We start from the raw sequence: 19,929 nt of genomic DNA on the forward strand, positions 1-19,929 counted from the left end.
TCACACCTCGGGGAGCCTACTGATGACTCAGGCGCAACAGCAGACTGTGGAGCGACAACCCAACATCCGGTTGGTGCTCTTCGGCCTGATGATCGCGATGATGCTCGCGATGCTCGACAACATGATCGTCAGCACCGCGCTGCCGCGGATCGTTGGCGAGTTCGGCGGGGTGGACCACTTCACCTGGGTGGTCACCTCGTACGTGCTGGGCACCACGGTCTCCACCCCGATCTGGGGCAAGCTCGGCGACATCTACGGCCGCAAGGTCGTCTTCCTGACCTCGGTGGTCATCTTCCTGGTCGGCTCGGCGCTGTGCGGCATGGCCGGTTCCGGGCTGCTCGGCGGGGCGGACAGCGGCATGGTCGAGCTGATCGCCTTCCGGGCGGTCCAGGGCCTCGGCGCGGGCGGGCTGATGGTCGGCGTGATGGCGATCATCGGCGACCTGATCCCGCCCCGGGAGCGGGGCCGCTACCAGGGCATGATTGCCGGCATCATGGCCATCGCCATGGTCGCCGGCCCGCTGGTCGGCGGGTTCATCACGGACAACCTCTCCTGGCGCTGGGCGTTCTACGTCAACCTGCCGCTCGGCGGCGTCGCGCTGGTGCTGCTCGCCACCACCATGCACCTGCCGAAGTACCGCACCGAGCACCGGATCGACTGGCTCGGCGCGGGGCTGCTCTCGGTCGGCATCACCGCGATCGTGTTGATCACCACCTGGGGCGGGAACTCCTACGACTGGGTCTCCCCGCAGATCCTCGGCCTGGCGGCGCTGGCCCTGGTCACCCTCGTCGTGTTCGGCCTCGTCGAGCGGCGCGCCCCCGAGCCGATCCTGCCTCTGAGGCTGTTCGCCAACCGCAACTTCGCGCTGATCTCGGCGATCGGTTTCCTGCTCGGCTTCGCCATGTTCGGCGCGATGAACTTCCTGCCGCTGTACCAGCAGACCGTCCAGGGCGCCTCGGCCACCAACAGCGGCCTGCTGCTGCTCCCGCTGATGTTCGGCATGCTGGTGGTCTCGCTGGCGGTCGGCCGGGCGATCACCAAGACCGGCCGGTACCGGATGTTCCCGATCGTCGGCGGCGTGGTGATGACCGCCGGCATGGCGCTGCTGACCCGCCTGGACGTCGGCACCGGCAAGGTGGAGTCCTCGCTCTACATGATCGTCCTCGGCGTCGGCATGGGCTTCCTCATGCAGACCTCGATGCTGGTCGCGCAGAACAGCGTCGAGCAGAAGGACCTCGGCGCGGCCAGCGGCGCGGCCACCTTCTTCCGCTCCATCGGCGGCTCGTTCGGCATCTCGCTGTTCGGCGCGATCTTCGCCAACCGGCTCGCCGACTCGTCCGCCGGGTCCGCGTTCAGCGGCGGGGGCGGCGAGGGTGGCCAGCTCGACCTGGACAAGCTCAAGGAGCTGCCGGCGCAGACCCGGGAGTTGGTGCTCGGTGGCCTCTCCGACGCCATCTCGCACGTCTTCTGGTGGGCGGTGCTGTTCACCGTCCTGGTGCCGGTGCTCGCCTGGTTCATCCGGGAGGTCCCGCTGCGCTCGACCAACGACGCCCCGCCCGCCGGGGCCGCCGGGGAGGAGCAGGCGGAGGTCGCCCTCGGCCGGGCCCCCACGGCCTGACCGCCGCCAGCCCCGCCGGCCGCGCCCACCCTCCGGGGTGCGGCGCGGCCGTGCCGCTGGCGGCCGGTCGCGGTCGTCGGCGGTGAGCCGGGTCGGTCAGGGGCGGCGTCGGGAACGGGTGAGCCGGGCCCAGAGCCGGCGCAGCGGTCCCGGCCGGCGCGCTCCCGGCCCGGAGATCAGCTCCCCGGCCAGCGTGGCCGTACCCGCGTCGAGGGCCGGGGTGGCCAGGGCCAGGTACGCCAGTGACACCGCGATCGGCACCGGCCGCTCCCGGGCCACCGCCGCCGCGTCGGCGAGCCGGTCGGCCACCACCCGGGCCACGTCGGCCCGGACGAGCGGGTCCACCCAGGCGGCGGTCACCAGGGCGAACAGGGCCGCCTCGGTGATCCAGTCCTCTACCCCCCAGACCAGGTCGACCAGCACCCGGCGGCGGGTGGACTCCGGCCACGGCTCGTCGGTGCGGTGGTGCAGCAGGCCCAGGCACGCCCAGACCTGCACGCAGCGCACCCAGAGCGACGGGTCCTGGCCGGCCAGGACCCGGCCCATCCCGGTGGCGGGTGCCGTGGGCGGATGCACCAGCAGCCCGAGCAGGTCGGTCAGGCCCAGGGTGGCCAGGCCGACCGCTGCGTCGTACGCCGCCGGGGGGTGCGGCCAGGCCGGGTGGGCGAGCTGCCGGATCCGGTCCGCGGCCTCGGCCGAGGGCGCCGGCACCGTCGGGGCGGGGACAGTGCCTTCCCAGCGCCACAGCGGCCGGTCACTGGCCCACCGGGGCTCGCGCGGATCCGGGTCGCCGACCGCGGCCACCTCGACCCGCAGCCCGGGCGCGGCCGTCGCCACGGTACGCATGGCGCTCGGCGTCTCCAGCGTCTCCAGCCGTACGGTCGCGCCGCGGCCGCGGTTCCCCTCGGTCAGGGCGTGGCGCAGCACGGCCACCGCCGCCCCGGCGGCCGGGGTGACCTGCCCGAGCCAGGGCCGGCTGCGGCATGCCTCGGCGAGGTCACCGTGTTCGTGCGAGTCGTCGGGGTGGTCGCGGACGAAGTCGGCGAGCGCCACCAGGTGCGCCACGTCGCCGTCGCGCTGGAAGCGCAGCCGGTGCGCGGTGTGCACGGCGCAGTCGAAGGTGGGGTCCCGGGCCAGGGCCCGGTCGATCCAGTCCAGGGCCTCGTCGAGCCGGCCGTTGTCGGCCAGCGTGCCGGCGAGGTCGGCGTACACGGCGAGATCTGTCGGGTCGTGCTCGACGGCCCGGCCGAGCGCCGCGAGGGCGTCCCGGGTCCGACCGGCGCTGCGGTAGGCGTACCCGAGCCAGACCTCGCCGAGCTTCGACGGCTGGACGCGTACCCCCCGGCTGGCCCAGTGGATCGCCAGCGTGACCTCGCCGAGGCGCCGGGCCAGCGCGGACGCCGCGCCGAGCAGCAGGCCGTGGTCGGGGTGGACGGTGACCGCGTTGCGGGCCAGCACGAGGTACGGCGACAGCGGCCCCCGGTCGGCGCGCGGCACCGGGTCGCCCACGGTGGCGCAGACCTGCATCAACACCCGGGCGATGCGCTCGGGCTCGAGCCGTTCGGGCAGCTCGGGGGAGGTCACCCAGGGCACCCCGGCCCAGTCGGCGTGGGGGTCGTGCCCGGTGGCGGCGGCCAGCAGCTCCAGCCCGTCGTCGGGCCGCCCGGTCGCGGCGAGCAGGTGCGCACGGGCCACCACGACGCCGACGAAGGCGCGCTGGTGCAGCGGGAACAGGTCGACGCCCCCGCCGCTGGCGGCGGCGAGCCGGGCCAGCGTCTCGTGCACCTCGGGCAGGGTGGGCGCCCGGGTCAGCGCGCCGGCGACGTGCCCGGCGGCGTGCGACAGGTCGCCCTCGTCCAGCGCGAGCCGGGCCAGGGTCAGCTCCTCCTCCGCCGACAGCGGGGGATCGTCCCTTCCCTCGGACACGTGGGCCTCCCGCTCGTAGGTGCCTCGCCCGCCGGCGAGTTCGTCCGCGCGAAGGGCGCTCGCCGGAGGCGGGCGGGCCCCGCTCGCCGGTGCGACGCCGGGCCGGGCAAGCGTAGGTGATGTTGCGGTGACATGGTGATCCGCTGCGCAATGCTGCTCGCTAGATTGTTGGTGGTGGGAGAAGAGTGCAAGACTGAGCAGGAAATGCGCGGCTATCGCGCAGGGAAAGGGGTGTCCGTGACACATGCAGGGGCCGGGATGGCCACCGACATCAACGAGCAGCCGGCCGGCTACGAGCGGCTGCTCTCCGCCGAGCACACCGGGGCGATCGCCCGGGTGGCCGCCGCCGTCGCCCAGCGCCGCCCCCGGCACGTGGTCTTCACCGCCCGGGGCACCTCCGACCACGCCGCCCTCTACGCGGCGTACCTGACCGAGATCCGGCTCGGCCTGCCCGCCGGGCTCGCCTCGCCCAGCGCGGTCACCCTCTTCGGCGCCCGGCCCGACCTGTCCGACGCGCTCGTCGTCGGGGTCAGCCAGAGCGGCGGCTCACCCGACCTGGCCGAGGTGCTGCGCAGCGCCCGCGCCTCCGGCGCGCTGACCCTCGCCCTCACCAACAACCCGGACTCCCCGCTGGCCGAGGTGGCCGAGCTGAGCGTCGACATCGCCGCCGGGCACGAGCGGGCGGTGGCCGCCACCAAGACGTACACCGCCGAGCTGCTCGCCCTGCTGCTGCTCGTGGAGGGCATCCGGGCCGGCGACGGCGTGCTGCCCGCCGAGGAGCGGTCGGCGCTGGCCGCCCTGCCCGAGCTGGCCGCCCGCACCCTGGACGACACCACCCCGACCCAGCTCGCCCCGCGCTACCGGTTCGCCGCCCAGCTCGTCACCACCGGCCGGGGGTACGCGTACCCGACCGCCCGGGAGGCGGCGCTGAAGCTGATGGAGACGTCGTACCTGCCGGCGCTCGCCTTCTCCGGCGCGGACCTGCTGCACGGCCCGCTCGCCATGACCGACCCGGACGTCCCGGTGCTGGCCGTGGTCGGCTCCGGCCCCGGCGGCCGGTCCATGGGGGAGGTGCTGCCCCGGCTCGGCGAGCGCCGCGCCGACGTGGTGGTGGTCGGCTCCGCCGAGGTGGAGGGGGCCACCCGGATGGCCGTCCCCGAGGTCGACGAGCGGTACGCCCCGCTGCTGGACATCCTGCCGTTGCAGCGGCTCGCGCTGGCCCTGGCGCTGGCCCGGGGCGAAAACCCGGACGCCCCGCGCGGCCTGAAGAAGGTCACCGCGACGATGTGAGATCCGGCGTGGCACGCTGGTCAGCGTGTCCACGCTGCGCGACCTCGCCGAGGAGCACACCCAGCTCCGCCCCGCCGACATCGACCACCTGCACCGGATCGCCGGAGACTGGCAGCTGCTGTCCGACCTGTCCTTCGCCGACCTGCTGCTCTGGGTGCCGGTGGATGCCGAGGGCAGCTTCCTCTGCGTGGCCCAGGTCCGCCCGACGACCGCCCCCACCGCGTACCAGGACGACCAGGTGGGGCGGATCGTCGGCGGGCCGGAGGTGTCCCACCTGGACATCGCGTACGTGCAGGGCCGGATCTGGCGGGAGGGCGACCCGGTCTGGTACGGCGACGTGCCGGCCCGGCACGAGGCGATCCCGGTCCGGCTGCGCACCGCCGACGGGGAGTCCGGCGAGTTGATCGCGGTGGTCGGCCGGGACACCAACCTTTCCACCGCCCGCACGCCCAGCCAGCTCGAACTGAACTACCTCACCACCGCCGACGACCTGGCCCAGATGATCGCCGACGGCACGTTCCCGCCGCCCCGGCATCCGGGGGAGACCACCTCCGCGCCCCGGGTCGGCGACGGCCTGGTCCGGCTGGACGCGGGCGGCAAGGTCACCTACGCCAGCCCGAACGCCCAGTCCGCGTACCGGCGTCTCGGCTACGCCTCGCACCTGGGCGGGGAGGACCTGGCCGAGCTGCACCGCCGGCTGGCCGGCGACCCGCTGGAGGGCACCGACGCCGGAAACGCCATCCTGGCCGCGCTGCGCGGCGAGGCGCCGCCCCGGCGGGAGATCGACGCCCGCGGCGCGACCATGCTCACCCGGGCACTGCCGCTGATGCCCGCCGGGGTGCCGATCGGCGCGCTGGTCCTGGTCCGCGACATCACCGAGGTACGCCGCCGCGACCGCGCCCTGATCACCAAGGACGCCACCATCCGGGAGATCCACCACCGGGTGAAGAACAACCTGCAGACCGTCGCCGCGCTGCTGCGACTCCAGGCCCGCCGGGTCGCGATGCCGGAGGCCCGGGTCGCCCTGGAGGAGTCGGTACGCCGGGTCGCCTCCATCGCCCTGGTGCACGAGACGCTCTCCATGTCCAGCGACGAGGCGGTCGAGTTCGACGGCATCGTCGACCGGGTGGCCAGCGCGGCGACCGAGGTCGCGGCGACCGAGCAGACCGTCGGGATGCGCCGCCGGGGCAGCTTCGGGGTGCTGCCCGCCGAGATCGCCACCTCGCTGGTGATGGTCCTCAACGAGCTGCTGCTCAACGCGGTCGAGCACGGCTTCCCGTCGACCACGGAGGCCCCTTCGGCCGGTCTCGCCCCGTTGGCCGGGACCCCGTCGGCACCCGGGACCGCTCGGCCCGAGGCGGGCCGCGTCCTGCCGGCCGCCACGGGGCCCGGCCCCGTGCCCGCGCCGCTGGTGGTCGTCTCGGCGCACCGGTTCCGCAAGCAACTGCACGTCACCGTCGCGGACAACGGGCGCGGTCTGCCGGCCGAGTTCGACGCCGAGCGCGGCGGCCGGCTCGGCCTTCAGATCGTCCGGGCGCTGGTGACCGGGGAGCTGCGCGGCACCATCGAGCTGCGCAACGGCGCCGAGGGTGGCACCGAGGCGGTCCTGGTGGTCCCCCTGGCCCGCTCCTGACCGGCCGGCTCGCCGGCCACGGGGTCACCGCGAACGGACTCGGGAGGCCCACGACGCGGTGGACCGGGTCTTTCCCGGCTCACCGGGTGAGCAGCGCCACGGTCAGGCCCGGGCGCGGGTGGACCCGTTCGACGGTGAAGTCGTCGCGCAGCGCGTCCCCGGCCGCGCCGGACACGGCGTCGACCGGATCGGCCCACCGGCCGGCGACCACCAGCCAGACCCGGTCGACACCGGTCAGGCACTCGGCCGGGCGCGGGCACTCGTCGGCCCAGTAGTCCCCGCGCGCGTCCCGGTCCCGGACGAGCAGGGCGTCCCGGGGCTGCCGGTCGCCGAGGTGGTAACGGACGCCGAGATCGAGGAAGAGCCAACCGTCCCGGGGGGAGAAGACGATCACGTCCCCGGGGCGGCGTTCCTCGTCGACGACCCGGGCCGCGCCCCGGTAGTCGACCAGCGCGCCGCGCGGCCACTCGTGGCTGCGCCGCAGCGCGGCCTGGTCGGGCAGGCCGAGCAGGCCGGCGAGGAGCACCACGCCCAGCGCCACAGGCAGCGCCACCCCGCCCCTTCCCGGCGTCCGCGCCGCCGGGCCCGACCTCGCCGCCGGGTCCGTTGCGCCCAGTGCCGCGCCGGCCAGGACGCAGGCGAACGGGACGGTGAAGAACAGGTAGCGCGGCACCCAGAGCGGCCCGGCCAGCCCGGCCAGGAACACCAGCAGCACCGGTAGCACCACGCACGCGGCCGGGAGCAGGGCGCGCCGCCCCAACCGGGCGGCCCCGAGCGCGGCGAGCCCCAGCAGCAGCCCGCCCACCTCGCCGCTCTGGGCCACCGCGCCCGGCAGGTCGGCCAGGTCGGCCGGTCGGGCGCGGTCGACCCAGTCGAGTTGCCGGCCACGCTGGCCGACGGCCAGCAGCACCAGAGGGGTCAGCGCGGCCAGCGCGGCCAGCACCGCGACCAGCCAGCCCCACGGCGGCCAGCGTCGACGGGTGCGCGCGGAGGCTGACCGCGGCGCCCCGACCGGGGGCGGGGCGGCGGCCCGGTCAACGTACGGCGCGGTTGCGGCGTGGGCGGCGAGCAGGGTGAGGGCGACCAGGTGGGCCAGGCCGAGCCCGGCGACGGCGGCGGCGTACCCGGCCCAGCGACGCCACCCCGGCCGGTCCAGGGCCCGGGTCAGCAGCAGCGTCGCCAGCACGGCGAAGAGGGCGACGAACGCGTACGGGCGGGCCTCCTGGGCGTACCGGGACGTGCCGGGCAGGACCGCGAACAGCAGCCCGCCCAGCAGCCCCGCCCGCCGGCCGAACAGCCGGCACCCGAGGGCGGCGGTCAGCCCGGCTGTCCCGGCCGTGGCCAGCACCGACGGCAGCCGCAGCGCCGTGGGGGAGTCGCCGACCGCCGCCACCCAGCCGTGCATGAGCAGGTAGTACGGCCAGCTGGCCGCGTCGATGACGCCGGCCATCCGGGCCAGGGCGCGCAGCGGGCGGGTGGCCGCGCTCCAGGTGGCCAACTCGTCCCGCCACGGCTGGGCGGAGCCCACCCCCGCGCCGGTGACCGCCAGGGTCACCAGCGCCGGCCACCCCCAGACCGCACCGAACCACCCCGACGAATGCCGCCTTTCGGGCAATTCGTCCACGCCGTCGAGCCTTCCACACGTCGGCCGCCCGGGGGACGCGTCACGGTCGCTCCCGGGCCGCCCCGATAGCCGGGCCCGGCTAAGCCCGGCCCGCCCGCCGGGAGGGGCACGCTCGAACCCGGAAAGAGTTGCCTCGGCGCGCGGGGAGGGGACAGGTTCCCTGATCGTGGGCGATCTTGGTTTCCGCTCGCATCGGCGGCCCGTGATGTGGGATCACCCACGCTGTCGTTGGTAGGGCCCCTGAGCATGTGGGAGCATGGCTGCATGCTTGCCGCTGTCGTCCGTCGCTTCGTGGCCCGTCGCCACGTCGACTACGGCCGCGTGCGCAGCGCCATCTGTCCGGCCTACTGACGACGCCCGACCACTCGTCTCGGGCGCGCGTTCCCGCGCCGGCCGTCCGACACCGTTGTCCATGGCCCCCTCCCACGGGCCGGCCGTGCGCCCGCGCACTGAGGCACAGCAGACAACGGAGGACGCCGCGATGGCGGTCAGCAGCACCCCCGCCCGGCCCGACGCTCCCGCGGCACCCGCCGCCCGGGCCCCCCGCCGTCCGCGTGGGGAGGGGCAGTGGGCGCTCGGTCACCGCGAGCCGCTCAACCCCAACGAGCGGATCAAGAAGGACGACGACCCGCTGAACGTCCGGGCCCGGATCGAGAACATCTACGCCCACCGGGGCTTCGCCTCGATCGACCCCCTGGACCTGCGCGGCCGGTTCCGCTGGTGGGGGCTCTACACCCAGCGCAAGGCGGGCATCGACGGCGGGCGCACCGCCGTGCTGGAGCCGCACGAGCTGGAGGACGAGTTCTTCATGCTCCGGGTCCGGATCGACGGCGGGCAGCTCAACCTGGCCCAGCTGCGGGTCATCGCCGACATCTCCCGGGAGTTCGCCCGGGACACCGCCGACATCACCGACCGGCAGAACATCCAGTTCCACTGGATCCGGGTCGAGGACATGCCGGAGATCTGGCGTCGGCTGGAGGCTGTCGGCCTGCAGACCACCGAGGCGTGTGGCGACTGCCCGCGGATCGTGCTCGGCAGCCCGGTCGCCGGGGTGGCCGAGGCCGAGCTGCTCGACCCGACCCCGGCGATCGACGAGATCGTCCGGCGGTACGTCGGCGACAAGCAGTACTCCAACCTGCCGCGCAAGTTCAAGACGTCGATCTCCTGGCTGGTGGACACCCCGTACGAGACGAACGACCTCGCGTTGCTCGGCGTCGACCACCCCGAGTACGGCCCCGGCTTCGACGTCTGGGTCGGTGGCGGCCTTTCCACCAACCCGATGCTGGCCAAGCGGCTCGGCGTCTGGGTGCCGCTGGCCGAGATCCCGGACGTCTGGGCCGGCGTGGTGGGCATCTTCCGCGACTACGGCTACCGCCGGCTGCGCAACCGGGCCCGGCTGAAGTTCCTGGTCGCCGACTGGGGTGTGGAGCGCTTCCGCGAGGTGCTGGAGAAGGAGTACCTGGGTCGTACGCTGCTCGACGGTCCCGCCCCCGAGCTGCCCGAGCGGCCGGTCGACCACATCGGGGTACAACCACAGCGCGACGGCCGCTACTACGTCGGGGCCGCCCCGGTGGTCGGCCGGGTCTCCGGTCCTCAGCTCGCCCGGCTGGCCGACGTGGTCGAGGCGCACGGCAGCGACCGGGTGCGGCTCACGCCGTACCAGAAACTGCTGGTGCTGGACGTGGCGGCGGAGCGGACCGACTCGCTGGTGGCGCAGCTGGCCGAGATCGGCCTGGCGGCCCGGCCGTCGGCCTGGCGGCGCGGCACCATGGCGTGCACCGGAATCGAGTACTGCAAGCTCGCCATCGTCGAGACCAAGGCGCGCGGCGAGGAGCTGGTGGCCCGGCTGGAGGAGCGGCTACGCGACTTCGACGCGGACATCTCCATCCACATCAACGGCTGCCCGAACGCCTGCGCCCGCACCCAGGTCGCCGACATCGGGCTCAAGGGCCAGCTCGTGGTCGGCCCGGACGGCCGCCAGGTGGAGGGCTTCCAGGTGCACCTGGGCGGTGGCCTGGGCATGGCTCAGGGGCAGACCGCCGGCTTCGGCCGCAAGCTGCGTGGCCTGAAGACCACCGCCGACGAGCTCCCCGAGTACGTGGAGCGACTGGCCCGCCGCTACCTGGCCGGCCGGGCCCAGGGCGAAACGTTCGCCAACTGGGTGATCAGGGCCGACGAGGAGGAACTGCGATGAGCGAGCACAGCGAGCGAACCGGCAGGCTCAGCGTGATCGAGCCCCGTGGCGATGCCGAGGGGAACGAGGTGTCGCGATGAGCGAGACCCGATCGGCGCCCCTGTATTGCCCGTACTGCGGCGAGGAGAACCTGCGGCCGAGCGAGGCCGGCCACGGCGCCTGGGAGTGCCACGCCTGCGCCCGGGTCTTCACGGTGAGGTTCACCGGGCTGCTCAGCCGGGCGGTGACCCGGTGAGCGTCGTGTCGGCGGCGGGCCTCGGGCTGGTCGGGCTCGGCGGCGCGGCACCCGCCGACCCGGCCCGGCGCGGCCCGGAGGAGCTGCGCGCCCTGGCCGGGCGGGCCGGGCGGGAGCTGGAGGGCGCGCCGGCACTGGAGATCGCCCGCTGGGCGGCCGAAACGTTCGGCGAACGGCTCTGCGTCACCAGCTCGATGGCCGACGCCGTCCTGGCCCACCTGGTCTCCCGCGTCGCCCCCGGGGTCGACGTGGTCTTCCTCGACACCGGCCTGCACTTCCCGGAGACGCTGCGGGTCCGCGACGAGGTGGCCCGACGGCTGCCCGTCAACGTCCGCTCGATCCGGCCACGGCTCACCGTGGGCCAGCAGGACGGCGAATTCGGTCCCCGACTGTTCAACCGGTCCCCGGACGATTGCTGCCAGCTCCGTAAGGTCGAGCCGCTGGAGCGCGCGCTGACCGGGTACGACGCCTGGGCCGCCGGGCTGCGCCGCGACGAGTCGCCGACCCGGGCCAACACGCCGGTGGTGACCTTCGACGCCCGGCGCGGCAAGGTGAAGGTCAACCCGATCGCCGCCTGGACCCAGGCGGACGTGGACGCCTATGTCGCCCGCCACGACATCCCGGTCAACGAGCTGTTCAAGCGGGGCTACGGCTCGGTCGGCTGCTGGCCCTGCACCCGTCGGACCACGGCGGGGGAGGACCCCCGGGCGGGCCGGTGGGCGATGTTCGAGAAGACCGAGTGCGGACTGCACGGCTGACCGTCGCCGGGATCGCGGGACTGTCGCCCGCGCCCCCGACCCTGCCTCTCCCGGCCCTGGCCCCGGCACCGCTGGCCCCGGCCCTGGCCCCGGCACCGCTGGCCCCGGCCCTGGCCCCGGCACCGCTGGCCCCGGCCCTGGCCCCGGCACCGCTGGCCCCGGCCCCGGTCGTCCTGGTCGCGCACGGCAGCCGGGATCCCCGGGCGGCAGAGGCGACCCGGGCACTGGCCCGGGCGGTCGCCGCCGCCCGTCCCGGCGTGACCGTGTCGACAAGCTGGCTGGACCACACCGAACCGGGGCCGGCGGCCGTGCTGCGGTCGCTGGCGGCGGCCGGTCATCCCCGGGCGGTGCTGGTGCCGCTGCTGCTCACCGCCGCCTACCACCGGCGGGTCGACATCCCGGCGGCGGTCGCGGCGGCCCGGGACTCGGGCCCGCCGATCGATGTACACGTCTCCGACGTGCTGGGCCCCGCCGACGGCGTGGTCGACGCCGCGCTGCTGGCCGGGCTGCGGCGCCGGCTGGCCGAGGCGGAGCCAGGGCGGTTCGACGCGCTGGTGCTGGCGGCGGCGGGCACCCGGGATCCCCGGGCGCGCGGGTCGGTGGGGCGGGTCGCGGCGGCGCTCGGCGCCGAACTCGGGGTGCCCTGTCGGGTGTCGTACGCCTCGGCCGCCCCGCCGCTCACGGGCGCGGCGGTGGCCCGGCTGCGCGCGGCGGGCGCCCGCCGGGTGGCCGTGTCGGCGTACTTCCTGGCCGCCGGCCTCTTCCACGACGCCGTGCTGGCGGGGGCCCGGTCGGCCGGTGCCGTGACGGTGTCCGGGCCGCTCGCTGACGCCCCGGAGCTGGCCGCGCTGGTGCTGCGCCGGGTGGACGCCGCGCCGCGGTGACCGGCCGGCTCGACGCCCGCCGCTGACGCTGCTCGTCGGCTCCCGGCCCTCACCGACGCGGCCTGTCGGCTCCCGGCCCACCGCTGACGCAGCCCGGACGGCAGAACGCCCCGGCAGGGGTTGCCCTGCCGGGGCGCGGAGCCTTTGTTTCGGTGCGGTTCAGGCGGAGTGAGCGCGCAGCACCCGGAGGCCACCGCGACGCTTGACGGCGCGCCGCTCCTCCTCGCTCATTCCGCCCCAGACACCAGCGTCCTGACCGGACTCGAGCGCCCACTGGAGGCACTGGTCGGTCACGGAGCAGCGCTGGCAGACGGCCTTGGCCTGCTCGACCTGCAGGAGAGCCGGACCGGACGTCCCGATCGGGAAGAACAGCTCCGGGTCCTCATCGCGGCAGACAGCATGGTGACGCCAGTCCATGGCGGCAACACTCCTCATTCTGGATGGGTGGCAGATTTGCTTTTGGTGCTTTTCCAATATGCGTCCGCACGCCGAATGGTTACGGTTCGCGTCCATCAATTCGGCGCTGCGTGAGCAGGCTCTTGTTGCCCTTGGGACCTGCTGGAACAGCTCAACATGGCGAGCGTATCCAGGCAATGTTCCGATAGCTCAAGTTCGCTTGTGAATACTTTCACGAACTTACGCGATGTCAAGGGTGACGCTCGGAAAAACTCCGAGCGGTGAGCAAGCTCACGACCCTTTTGTCCGGGTTCTAGAGTGATCTAGTTACCCGCCGTACCACAGTCGAGGATCAATATAGTACAGTCCGCGTGACATTGCTGACATTTCCGGCACCTCGCCCTCGGTGTGCGGCCACCGTGTCGGCACGGTGTGGGGGACCGCCTGACCAAGGGCTGTACCCGAGACCTAACAGATTACTCTCAGTGCGGCCGGAACGGATGCAAATCTAACTTTCTCTCGTTCGCCGAGGTAGTCCCCGTCCAGCTGGAAGGCCTGCGGACGGCTCGTGAACAGGGTGAACTCGTTCACGTCGTGCAGCCGCAGCACCTGGCGGCCCCGAGGATCCGGGGCCCGGGAGAGCGCCTGGGTCACCGTGCGTGCGGTACTCGCCACGCGGAGCTGACGCATCGCCAGTACGTCCAGCCCGAGATCGAAGGACGCCTCCGGGTTCGGGTTGATCTCCCGCTCGCCCAGGTACGTCCACGGCGCGGTGTTCTGGATGATGACGGTGGCCAGTTCGCCCTCGGCGGCCTCCCCGGGCCGCTCCAGCGTGATCGCGGGGTGGCGCCGGTCCGAGCGGAGGAAGTACTGGTTCACCGTCGACCGCAGGTAGAGCGCCGGGGTGGAGACCCGGCCCCGCCGGCGGGCCTGCTCCACGCGGTGGATGACCGCCGCGTCGATGCCGAAGCCGGCGCAGAAGGTGAAGTAGCGTTCGTCGGCCCGCCCCAGCCCGACCGTCCGGGACCGGCCCAACCGCAGCCCCTCGAGGATCATGCTGGTGCCCTCGGGCCACTCCCGGGGCAGGCCCAGCGCCCGGGCGAACACGTTCGTCGAGCCGCCGGGGACGGTGGCCAGCGCCGGTAGGCGCTCGGCGGGCGTACCCCCTGTGCGGATGGTCGGCGGGTCGGCCGTCATCAGGCCGTTCACCACCTCGTTGACCGTGCCGTCACCACCGAGCGTCACCACCAGGTCGACGCCCTCCTCGGCCGCCTCCCGGGCGAGGTCGGTGGCATGACCCCGCCGGCGGGTGTACCGCACCGACAGGTCGACTTCGCTGCGCAACGCCCGGACCAGGACGTCCCGGCTGCGCTCGCTGGTGGTGGTGGCCTTCGGATTGACGACCAGGACGGCCCGCATGGGCGGCACTGTACCGCGATCCCCCACGGGTATCGTGTCGCGCGTGACCATCGACTCGGACCGGAATCCGACCCCGCTGCAATGGGCGGTCCGGCTGCTCCGGGCGGAGGCGGTCGCGCTGGCCCTGGTGGCCGCCTGGCTGGTCTGGGCCGATCTCACCGCCGAGACCACCGACCTGCCGTCGGCGCTGCTGGTGACCGCGTTCGCCCTCGGCGGCACGGCGGCGCTGTGGGTGCTCGGCGGCGCACTGAGCCGGCGCCGGGCCGGGGCCCGTGCCCCGGCGATCGTCCTGGAGCTCATGCTGCTGCCGGTCGGTTGGTACATGATCCAGGGCGGCCTGGGGTGGCTGGGCCTGCCGCTGATGGCGCTCGGCCTCGGGGTGTCCGCCCTGCTGGTCAGCCCGCCCACCACGCGGGCCCTCGGCTTCTAGCCGACCCGCGGCGGATCGCGGGGGTCAGTAGCGGGACGCGCGCCGGGTGAGCAGGGAGATGGTGGCCCGGCCGTTCGCCGCGTTCGCCGCTGCGGCCGTGGTCAGCGCGGTCAGCACCTTCCAGGCGAAGGACGACTCGGAGGGCAGTGTCGCGCCGCGCACCGTCGGCACGGTCACCTCGACGGTGAGCGCGTCGTCGGTCACCGCGAACCGGCACTCCAGCTCGGCGTCCCGGGTGGCGATCGCGAGCAGCATGGCGCACGCCTCGTCCACGGCGATCCGCAGGTCCTCGATCTCGTCGAGGGCGAACTGGAGACGGGCGGCGAGGCCGGCCGTGGCGGTACGGAGCACACCGAGGTAGCCGCCGTCGGCGGGCACAGTCAGGTGCACCACATCGTCGTCGGTCGCTGGCTGGCCGGTCAGTTGAGTCACGCCTCATCCCCCCGGCGGGGACTCTACCCCGTCAGGCCGACGGGCGCGTGGGAGGTGGCACTGGTCGGGCGTCCGCTCGTACTCCGCCAGCTCGTGCACCATCGCGACGACGGCCGACACGTCCTCGGGACGTGCCGGCCGTACTGTCGGGGTGAGGCCGGCGGTCACGCCTGCTTGGTCTCCCAGAAGATCTTCGAGATCTCGTCGATCTTCGTCAGCAGCTCGTCGGCCTTGGCCGGGTCCACGCTGCCCTTGGCGCCGCTGGCGCCGGCCAGCTTGGTTGCCTCGTTGAACAGGGTGTGCAGGTTCGGGTACTTCTCGAAGTGGGCCGGCTTGAAGTAGTCCGTCCACAGCACCCACAGGTGGTGCTTGACCAGCTCGGCGCGCTGCTCCTTGATGATCAGCGCCCGGGTGCGGAACTCGGCGTCGGTGTTCGCCTGGTACTTCTCGGCGATCGCCTTGACCGACTCGGCTTCGATCCGGGCCTGGGCGGGGTCGTAGATGCCGCACGGCAGGTCGCAGTGGGCGCTGGCGGTGACGCGCGGCGTGAAGATGCGTGGAAGTCGCATCGGGATCCTCCATGTGAAGTTTGCGATGATCCAAGACGACATTACTCCTGGACATGCTCCCCAGCGGGGCGGAGGTGAAACCCGGGTGCGCCCCGACGAACCCCGGGCCGTGGACCGGCTGCGCGGGCCGCTCGCCGCCGTGCTGGTGGCCGGTCCGTCGATGGTCCCCACCCTGCGGCACGGCGACGCGGTGCTGGTCCGCCGGGGAGGCCGCCCGGTCCGTGCCGGCGACGTCGTGGTCGCCGTCTTCCGCAGTCGCCCGGAGCTGCTGGTGGTCAAGCGCGCGGTCCGTCCGCAGGGCGGCGGCTGGTGGGTACGCGGCGACAACGACCTGATCACCGACGACTCCCGGGCGTACGGCGTGGCCGATGTGCAGGGCCGGGTGGTGGCCCGGTACTGGCCCCGGCCGGGCCGGCTACGCCGCCCCGCCTGAGCTACTCCTGAGTATGACCCTACTCACATCAGGGGTGCGTCGCCGACACTATGCTCGGCGGGTGCCCGGGTGACCCCCCGCACCGCGTACCGCCGCTTGTCGCCTCACCTCGCGCCTGAGCCGGACGCTCCATCTGCTCGACAGATCCTGGAGTCACCATGTCTTCGTCCATCGTGGATCCTGCCGATCCCGTCTTCCGACTGCACACCGGCGGCAAGATGGCCGTCGCCTCCACCGTCCCGCTGACCAGCCGGGAGGACCTCTCCCTCGCGTACACCCCCGGGGTGGCCCGGGTGTGCGAGGCGATCGCCGCCGACCCGGCCCTGGTTGACGACTACACCTGGGTGGGGCACACCGTCGCGGTCGTCACCGACGGGTCGGCCGTGCTCGGTCTGGGCAACATCGGCCCGCGCGCGGCGCTGCCGGTGATGGAGGGCAAGGCGGTGCTGTTCAAGCAGTTCGGCGGCGTGGACGCGGTGCCCATCTGCCTGGACACCCAGGACGTGGACGAGATCGTCGCGGTGGTGAAGGCCCTCGCCCCCTCGTTCGGCGGGATCAACCTGGAGGACATCAGCGCGCCGCGTTGCTTCGAGGTGGAGCGCCGGCTCGACGAGGCGCTGCCCATCCCGGTCTTCCACGACGACCAGCACGGCACCGCGATCGTCGTGCTCGCCGCGCTGCGCAACGCCGCCGCCCTGCTCAACCGCAAGCTGGGCGACCTGCGGGTGACGGTCAGCGGCGCGGGTGCGGCCGGGGTGGCGGTGACCCGGATGCTGATCGCCGGGGGAGTGGACCCGGCGCGGGTGGTGGTCTGTGACTCGAAGGGGATCATCGGCCGGCACCGGACCGAGCTCACCGGCACCAAGGCCGCCCTCGCGGCCGACACCAACGCCGCGGGCCGCCGGGGCGACGTCACCGAGGCACTGCGCGGCGCGGACGTGCTGATCGGCGTCTCCGGCGGGCAGATCCCGGAGGAGGCGGTGGCCGGAATGGCGCCCGGCGGGATCGTCTTCGCGCTGGCCAACCCGACCCCCGAGGTGCACCCCGAGGTGGCCGCCCGGCACGTCGCGGTGGTCGCGACCGGCCGCAGCGACTACCCCAACCAGATCAACAACGTGCTGGCCTTCCCCGGGGTCTTCCGGGGCGCGCTGGACGCCCGGGCCACCCGGATCACCGAGGGGATGAAGGTGGCCGCCGCCGACGCGATCGCCGGCGTGGTCGCCGAGACGCTGACCGCCGACGCGATCGTGCCGTCCCCGCTGGACCCGCGGGTAGCCCCCGCGGTGGCCGAGGCCGTCGCCGAGGCCGCCCGCCGCGACGGCGTCGCCCGCGCCTGAGACGGGACGACGGGCCCCTTCGCTGCCATCCGGTCTGAGAAGGGGCCCTTCTTGACACCCCCGTTCCTTGCTACGGTGCGGATCATGCGTGCCGCCTTCGCGTCGAGCTTCGACGCCGACAACCCGCTCTCCGCGCTGACCGTCGGCGAGCGTCCGGAGCCGGTCCACCCCGAGGACGACTGGGTCACCGTGCAGTTGCGGGCCAGCTCGCTCAACCACCACGACCTGTGGTCGCTGCGCGGCGTGGGGCTCGGCGCGGACCGGCTGCCGATGATCCTCGGCTGCGACGCCGTCGGCACCGACCCGGACGGCAACGAGGTCGTGGTCTACCCGCTGATCGCCGACCCGGGCGACCCGCGCGGGATGTCCATCCTCTCCGAGCACTTTCAAGGGACCCTCGCCGAGCGGGTGGCCGTACCCCGGATGAACCTGCTGCCCCTGCCGGGCGGCGTGTCCGCGATGGACGCCGCCTGCCTGCCCACCGCGTGGCTCACCGCCTGGCGGATGCTGACCACCAAGGGCCGGGTGGAGGACGCCGAATCGGTGCTGGTCCAGGGCGCGGGCGGCGGCGTCGCCACGGCGGCCGTCGCGCTCGCCGTCGCGCTCGGCAAGCGGGTGTACGCGACCAGCCGCCATCCCGGCAAGCGAGACCGGATCACCGAGCTGGGGGCGACCGCGCTGGAGCCCGGCGCCCGGCTCCCGGAGCGGGTCGACGTGGTGGTCGAGACGGTCGGGGCGGCCACCTTCGACCACTCGCTGAAGTCGGCCGCGCCGATGGCCCGGATCGTGGTCTCCGGGGCGACCGCCGGGCACGAGCCGAAGGTCAACCTGCGCCGGGTCTTCGCCATGCAACTGGAGATCCTCGGCACCTCGATGGGCACCCCGGGCGAGCTGACCGAGCTGCTGGCGTTCTGCGCCGAGCACGACGTGCGCCCGGTGGTGGACAGCGTGGTGCCGTTCAGCCGGGTCGGGGACGCCTTCGCCCGACTGCACTCGGGCGACGTCTTCGGCAAAATCGTCATCGACCACACGGCCTGATCGGCCCTCCGGCCGGGACGGGCGCCGACGGGAGGGGCCTCACAGCCGGTCGTCGAGAGTGGCGAGGCCACCCCGGACGGCCTCGGCCGGCAGCCGGCCCTTGGCCGCCGCGTCGCCGTACAGGGTCCAGCGGAGGAACTCGACGGTGGTGTCCGAGACCACCCGCAGGGCCGCGCCGTCGGTGAGCAGGGCGCGGCCGTGGTCGCCCTTCGACAGGCTCAGCATCGCCTTGGGCCAGGGCACCCTGTCGTACGCCGCCCGGCCCGACGCGTAGCCGACCACCTCGTCGGCCTCGCCGTGCACGAAGAGCTGCGGCGCGGCGGCCCCGGCGAACGCCGTGCCCACGCCCAGGGCGGTGCCGGCGAAGACCACCCCGGCGTCCAGCCGGTCGTCCCGCCCGGCGGTGAACAGGCCGATCGTGGTCACCCCGCCGGCCGAGTGCCCCGCCGCGGCCACCCGGTCGGTGGCGAGCCGGCCGCGCAGCGGGTCGCCCGCCTTCGCGTCCAGGGCGAGCACCCGGGTCAGCGCGTACGACACGTCGGCGGGCTGGTTGAGCACGTCCAGCACGTTGCCGTCGCCGCCCCGAACGGTGTGCGGGAAGGCCGGCGCGGCCACCACGAGACCGGCCGCCGCCCACCGGGTGAGCAGGGTGGCGTAGTCGTCCGGCCGGCCGTTCAGGCCGTGGCTGAACATCACCACGGGGAACCGGCCGGTGGCGGCGGGTGTGGACCGCTCGGGCGTCCCGCCGGCCGCGCCCCGGGCCGGGTACCAGATGGTCACCGGCAGCGGCCGGTCGTCGCCGCGGTTGAGCTTGAGCTGGCGTACGCCGACCGCGAAGGACCCGCTCGGCGCGGTGCCGGCGGGCGCGCTCGGCGCCGGGGTGGTGGCCTTCGGCGGCTCCACCGGATCGACGCCGCGCCCGGCCGGCCCGGCGTCGCCCGAGCAGCCGCTCAGGACTGCGGCGAGCAGGGCGGCGGCCAGCAGGGCGGCGGTGCGGCGACGGGGCATGAACCCGATTGTGCCTCGCAGGGTGCGGCGACCGGCCGGCATCGCCACCACAGGCGAGCAGCCGATCACCCGGGGTGCGGGGGCGGGGCCGCCGGTCCGGTCGCCCCCACCGGACGCGTGGCGGCGGCGCGGAGGCGGGCGATGTCGGCGACGTCCTTCGAGCGACGGGGCCGCTGCGGCATCCAGATCGGGTACATCTCCTTGAACTCGATCTGGGCGGCCACGGAGATGATCGGCGCGGTCAGGTCGCCGATCCGGCCGGGCGGCCCGTCGAGCATGCCTTCCGGCAGCGGCGTCCCCGCCCAGGGCCCACCACCCACGACCACCCGCCCCGACGCGTCCCGAGCCAGGTACGCGAAGCTCAGCTCGACGTCGTCCCGCAGCAGGTCGAGCTGCGTGTCGACGGGCACCCGGGGATCCACCCGCCAGCCCCGGCCGAGCAGCGCGGCGGACAGCCGGTCGACGTCGTCCCGCCAGCAGTACCAGTCGACGTCGAGGTGCGGCCGGGTCACCTCGCCGAGGTGGAAGTCCATCGCCCACCCACCCCGCAGCCACACCCCCATCCCACCCTCCAGAGCCACTTTCAGCACCTCGCCGATCGCCCCCACCTGCCGCCCCTCCACACCCACCCCTCCCATCACCCTCCCCTCCCACCCGTTCCCGTTCCGGCTCCCGTTCCGGCTCCGGCTCCGGCGATCTTGCACT

19 protein-coding genes are annotated in these 19,929 nt (G+C 74.2%); 11 read left to right on the forward strand and 8 right to left on the reverse strand.

What is annotated here, in order from left to right:
- Positions 1–22: 22 nt before the first annotated feature.
- The gene (locus tag ACH4T9_RS08730; protein WP_396670149.1) at positions 23–1,618 is read left to right on the forward strand and encodes an MDR family MFS transporter; all 1,596 of its coding nucleotides are present in this window, start codon (positions 23–25) and stop codon (positions 1,616–1,618) included.
- Positions 1,619–1,714: 96 nt separating this feature from the next.
- On the opposite strand, the gene ACH4T9_RS08735 is transcribed toward ACH4T9_RS08730, so the two are convergent.
- A complete protein-coding gene (locus ACH4T9_RS08735) occupies positions 1,715–3,544 on the reverse strand; it encodes a tetratricopeptide repeat protein (RefSeq protein WP_396670148.1) in 1,830 nt (609 codons plus the stop codon).
- 258 nt (positions 3,545–3,802) lie between these two features.
- On the opposite strand from ACH4T9_RS08735, the gene ACH4T9_RS08740 reads away from it, so the two are divergent.
- Both ACH4T9_RS08740 and ACH4T9_RS08745 read left to right on the forward strand, forming a co-directional pair.
- Complete coding sequence (locus ACH4T9_RS08740; protein WP_396670737.1) at positions 3,803–4,834, forward strand: SIS domain-containing protein; 1,032 nt, start codon at positions 3,803–3,805, stop codon at positions 4,832–4,834.
- 25 nt (positions 4,835–4,859) lie between these two features.
- Positions 4,860–6,467 (forward strand): histidine kinase N-terminal domain-containing protein, encoded by a 1,608-nt coding sequence (locus ACH4T9_RS08745; RefSeq protein WP_396670147.1) that lies wholly within the window; start codon positions 4,860–4,862, stop codon positions 6,465–6,467.
- A gap of 79 nt (positions 6,468–6,546) precedes the next feature.
- On the opposite strand, the gene ACH4T9_RS08750 is transcribed toward ACH4T9_RS08745, so the two are convergent.
- Positions 6,547–8,091 carry a glycosyltransferase family 39 protein gene (locus ACH4T9_RS08750; RefSeq protein WP_396670146.1) on the reverse strand — a complete coding sequence of 515 codons (1,545 nt, stop codon included), beginning with the start codon at positions 8,089–8,091 and terminating at the stop codon, positions 6,547–6,549.
- A gap of 481 nt (positions 8,092–8,572) precedes the next feature.
- Here ACH4T9_RS08750 and ACH4T9_RS08755 point away from each other — a divergent pair, with 481 nt between their 5' ends.
- From ACH4T9_RS08755 to ACH4T9_RS08770, 4 genes are all read left to right on the forward strand, one after another.
- A complete protein-coding gene (locus ACH4T9_RS08755) occupies positions 8,573–10,285 on the forward strand; it encodes a nitrite/sulfite reductase (RefSeq protein WP_396670145.1) in 1,713 nt (570 codons plus the stop codon).
- Between the two features lie 76 nt (positions 10,286–10,361).
- On the forward strand, positions 10,362–10,520 hold the full coding sequence (locus tag ACH4T9_RS08760; RefSeq protein ID WP_396670144.1) for a hypothetical protein: 159 nt from the start codon (positions 10,362–10,364) through the stop codon (positions 10,518–10,520).
- Positions 10,517–11,278, forward strand: coding sequence for a phosphoadenylyl-sulfate reductase (locus ACH4T9_RS08765; protein WP_396670143.1), 762 nt, complete (start codon positions 10,517–10,519; stop codon positions 11,276–11,278). Before ACH4T9_RS08760 ends, ACH4T9_RS08765 begins: the two co-directional genes overlap by 4 nt.
- Before the next feature lie 137 nt (positions 11,279–11,415).
- A complete protein-coding gene (locus tag ACH4T9_RS08770; protein ID WP_396670736.1) occupies positions 11,416–12,162 on the forward strand; it encodes a sirohydrochlorin chelatase in 747 nt (248 codons plus the stop codon).
- A 159-nt stretch (positions 12,163–12,321) separates the two neighbouring features.
- Here ACH4T9_RS08770 and ACH4T9_RS08775 read toward each other — a convergent pair whose 3' ends face one another.
- Positions 12,322–12,579, reverse strand: coding sequence for a WhiB family transcriptional regulator (locus tag ACH4T9_RS08775; protein ID WP_161685375.1), 258 nt, complete (start codon positions 12,577–12,579; stop codon positions 12,322–12,324).
- Positions 12,580–13,026: 447 nt separating this feature from the next.
- Positions 13,027–13,977, reverse strand: a complete 951-nt coding sequence (locus ACH4T9_RS08780; protein WP_396670142.1) for a diacylglycerol/lipid kinase family protein — start codon at positions 13,975–13,977, stop codon at positions 13,027–13,029.
- Positions 13,978–14,020: 43 nt separating this feature from the next.
- Between ACH4T9_RS08780 and ACH4T9_RS08785 the strand changes: the two genes are divergently transcribed.
- Entirely contained in the window at positions 14,021–14,407 is a 387-nt protein-coding gene (locus ACH4T9_RS08785) for a hypothetical protein (RefSeq protein ID WP_387015529.1), read from the forward strand.
- Between the two features lie 24 nt (positions 14,408–14,431).
- Here ACH4T9_RS08785 and ACH4T9_RS08790 read toward each other — a convergent pair whose 3' ends face one another.
- The gene (locus ACH4T9_RS08790) at positions 14,432–14,839 is read right to left on the reverse strand and encodes an ATP-binding protein (RefSeq protein ID WP_387015532.1); all 408 of its coding nucleotides are present in this window, start codon (positions 14,837–14,839) and stop codon (positions 14,432–14,434) included.
- A 164-nt stretch (positions 14,840–15,003) separates the two neighbouring features.
- Entirely contained in the window at positions 15,004–15,408 is a 405-nt protein-coding gene (sodN, locus tag ACH4T9_RS08795; protein WP_396670141.1) for a superoxide dismutase, Ni, read from the reverse strand.
- A gap of 25 nt (positions 15,409–15,433) precedes the next feature.
- Between sodN and ACH4T9_RS08800 the strand changes: the two genes are divergently transcribed.
- From ACH4T9_RS08800 to ACH4T9_RS08810, 3 genes are all read left to right on the forward strand, one after another.
- Positions 15,434–15,841 (forward strand): S24/S26 family peptidase, encoded by a 408-nt coding sequence (locus tag ACH4T9_RS08800; RefSeq protein ID WP_396670140.1) that lies wholly within the window; start codon positions 15,434–15,436, stop codon positions 15,839–15,841.
- Positions 15,842–15,999: 158 nt separating this feature from the next.
- Positions 16,000–17,178: an NADP-dependent malic enzyme gene (locus tag ACH4T9_RS08805; protein ID WP_396670139.1), complete on the forward strand. Its 1,179-nt coding sequence runs from the start codon at positions 16,000–16,002 to the stop codon at positions 17,176–17,178.
- Positions 17,179–17,253: 75 nt separating this feature from the next.
- Positions 17,254–18,216 carry a zinc-binding dehydrogenase gene (locus ACH4T9_RS08810; protein ID WP_396670735.1) on the forward strand — a complete coding sequence of 321 codons (963 nt, stop codon included), beginning with the start codon at positions 17,254–17,256 and terminating at the stop codon, positions 18,214–18,216.
- Between the two features lie 39 nt (positions 18,217–18,255).
- On the opposite strand, the gene ACH4T9_RS08815 is transcribed toward ACH4T9_RS08810, so the two are convergent.
- Together ACH4T9_RS08815 and ACH4T9_RS08820 are read right to left on the reverse strand one after the other, a co-directional pair.
- On the reverse strand, positions 18,256–19,224 hold the full coding sequence (locus tag ACH4T9_RS08815) for an alpha/beta hydrolase family protein (protein ID WP_396670138.1): 969 nt from the start codon (positions 19,222–19,224) through the stop codon (positions 18,256–18,258).
- A 65-nt stretch (positions 19,225–19,289) separates the two neighbouring features.
- The gene (locus ACH4T9_RS08820; RefSeq protein WP_396670734.1) at positions 19,290–19,862 is read right to left on the reverse strand and encodes a nucleotidyltransferase domain-containing protein; all 573 of its coding nucleotides are present in this window, start codon (positions 19,860–19,862) and stop codon (positions 19,290–19,292) included.
- Positions 19,863–19,929 lie beyond the last annotated feature (67 nt).

Source organism: Micromonospora sp. NPDC020750 (genome assembly GCF_044334565.1).
Taxonomy (GTDB): Bacteria; Actinomycetota; Actinomycetes; order Mycobacteriales; family Micromonosporaceae; genus Micromonospora.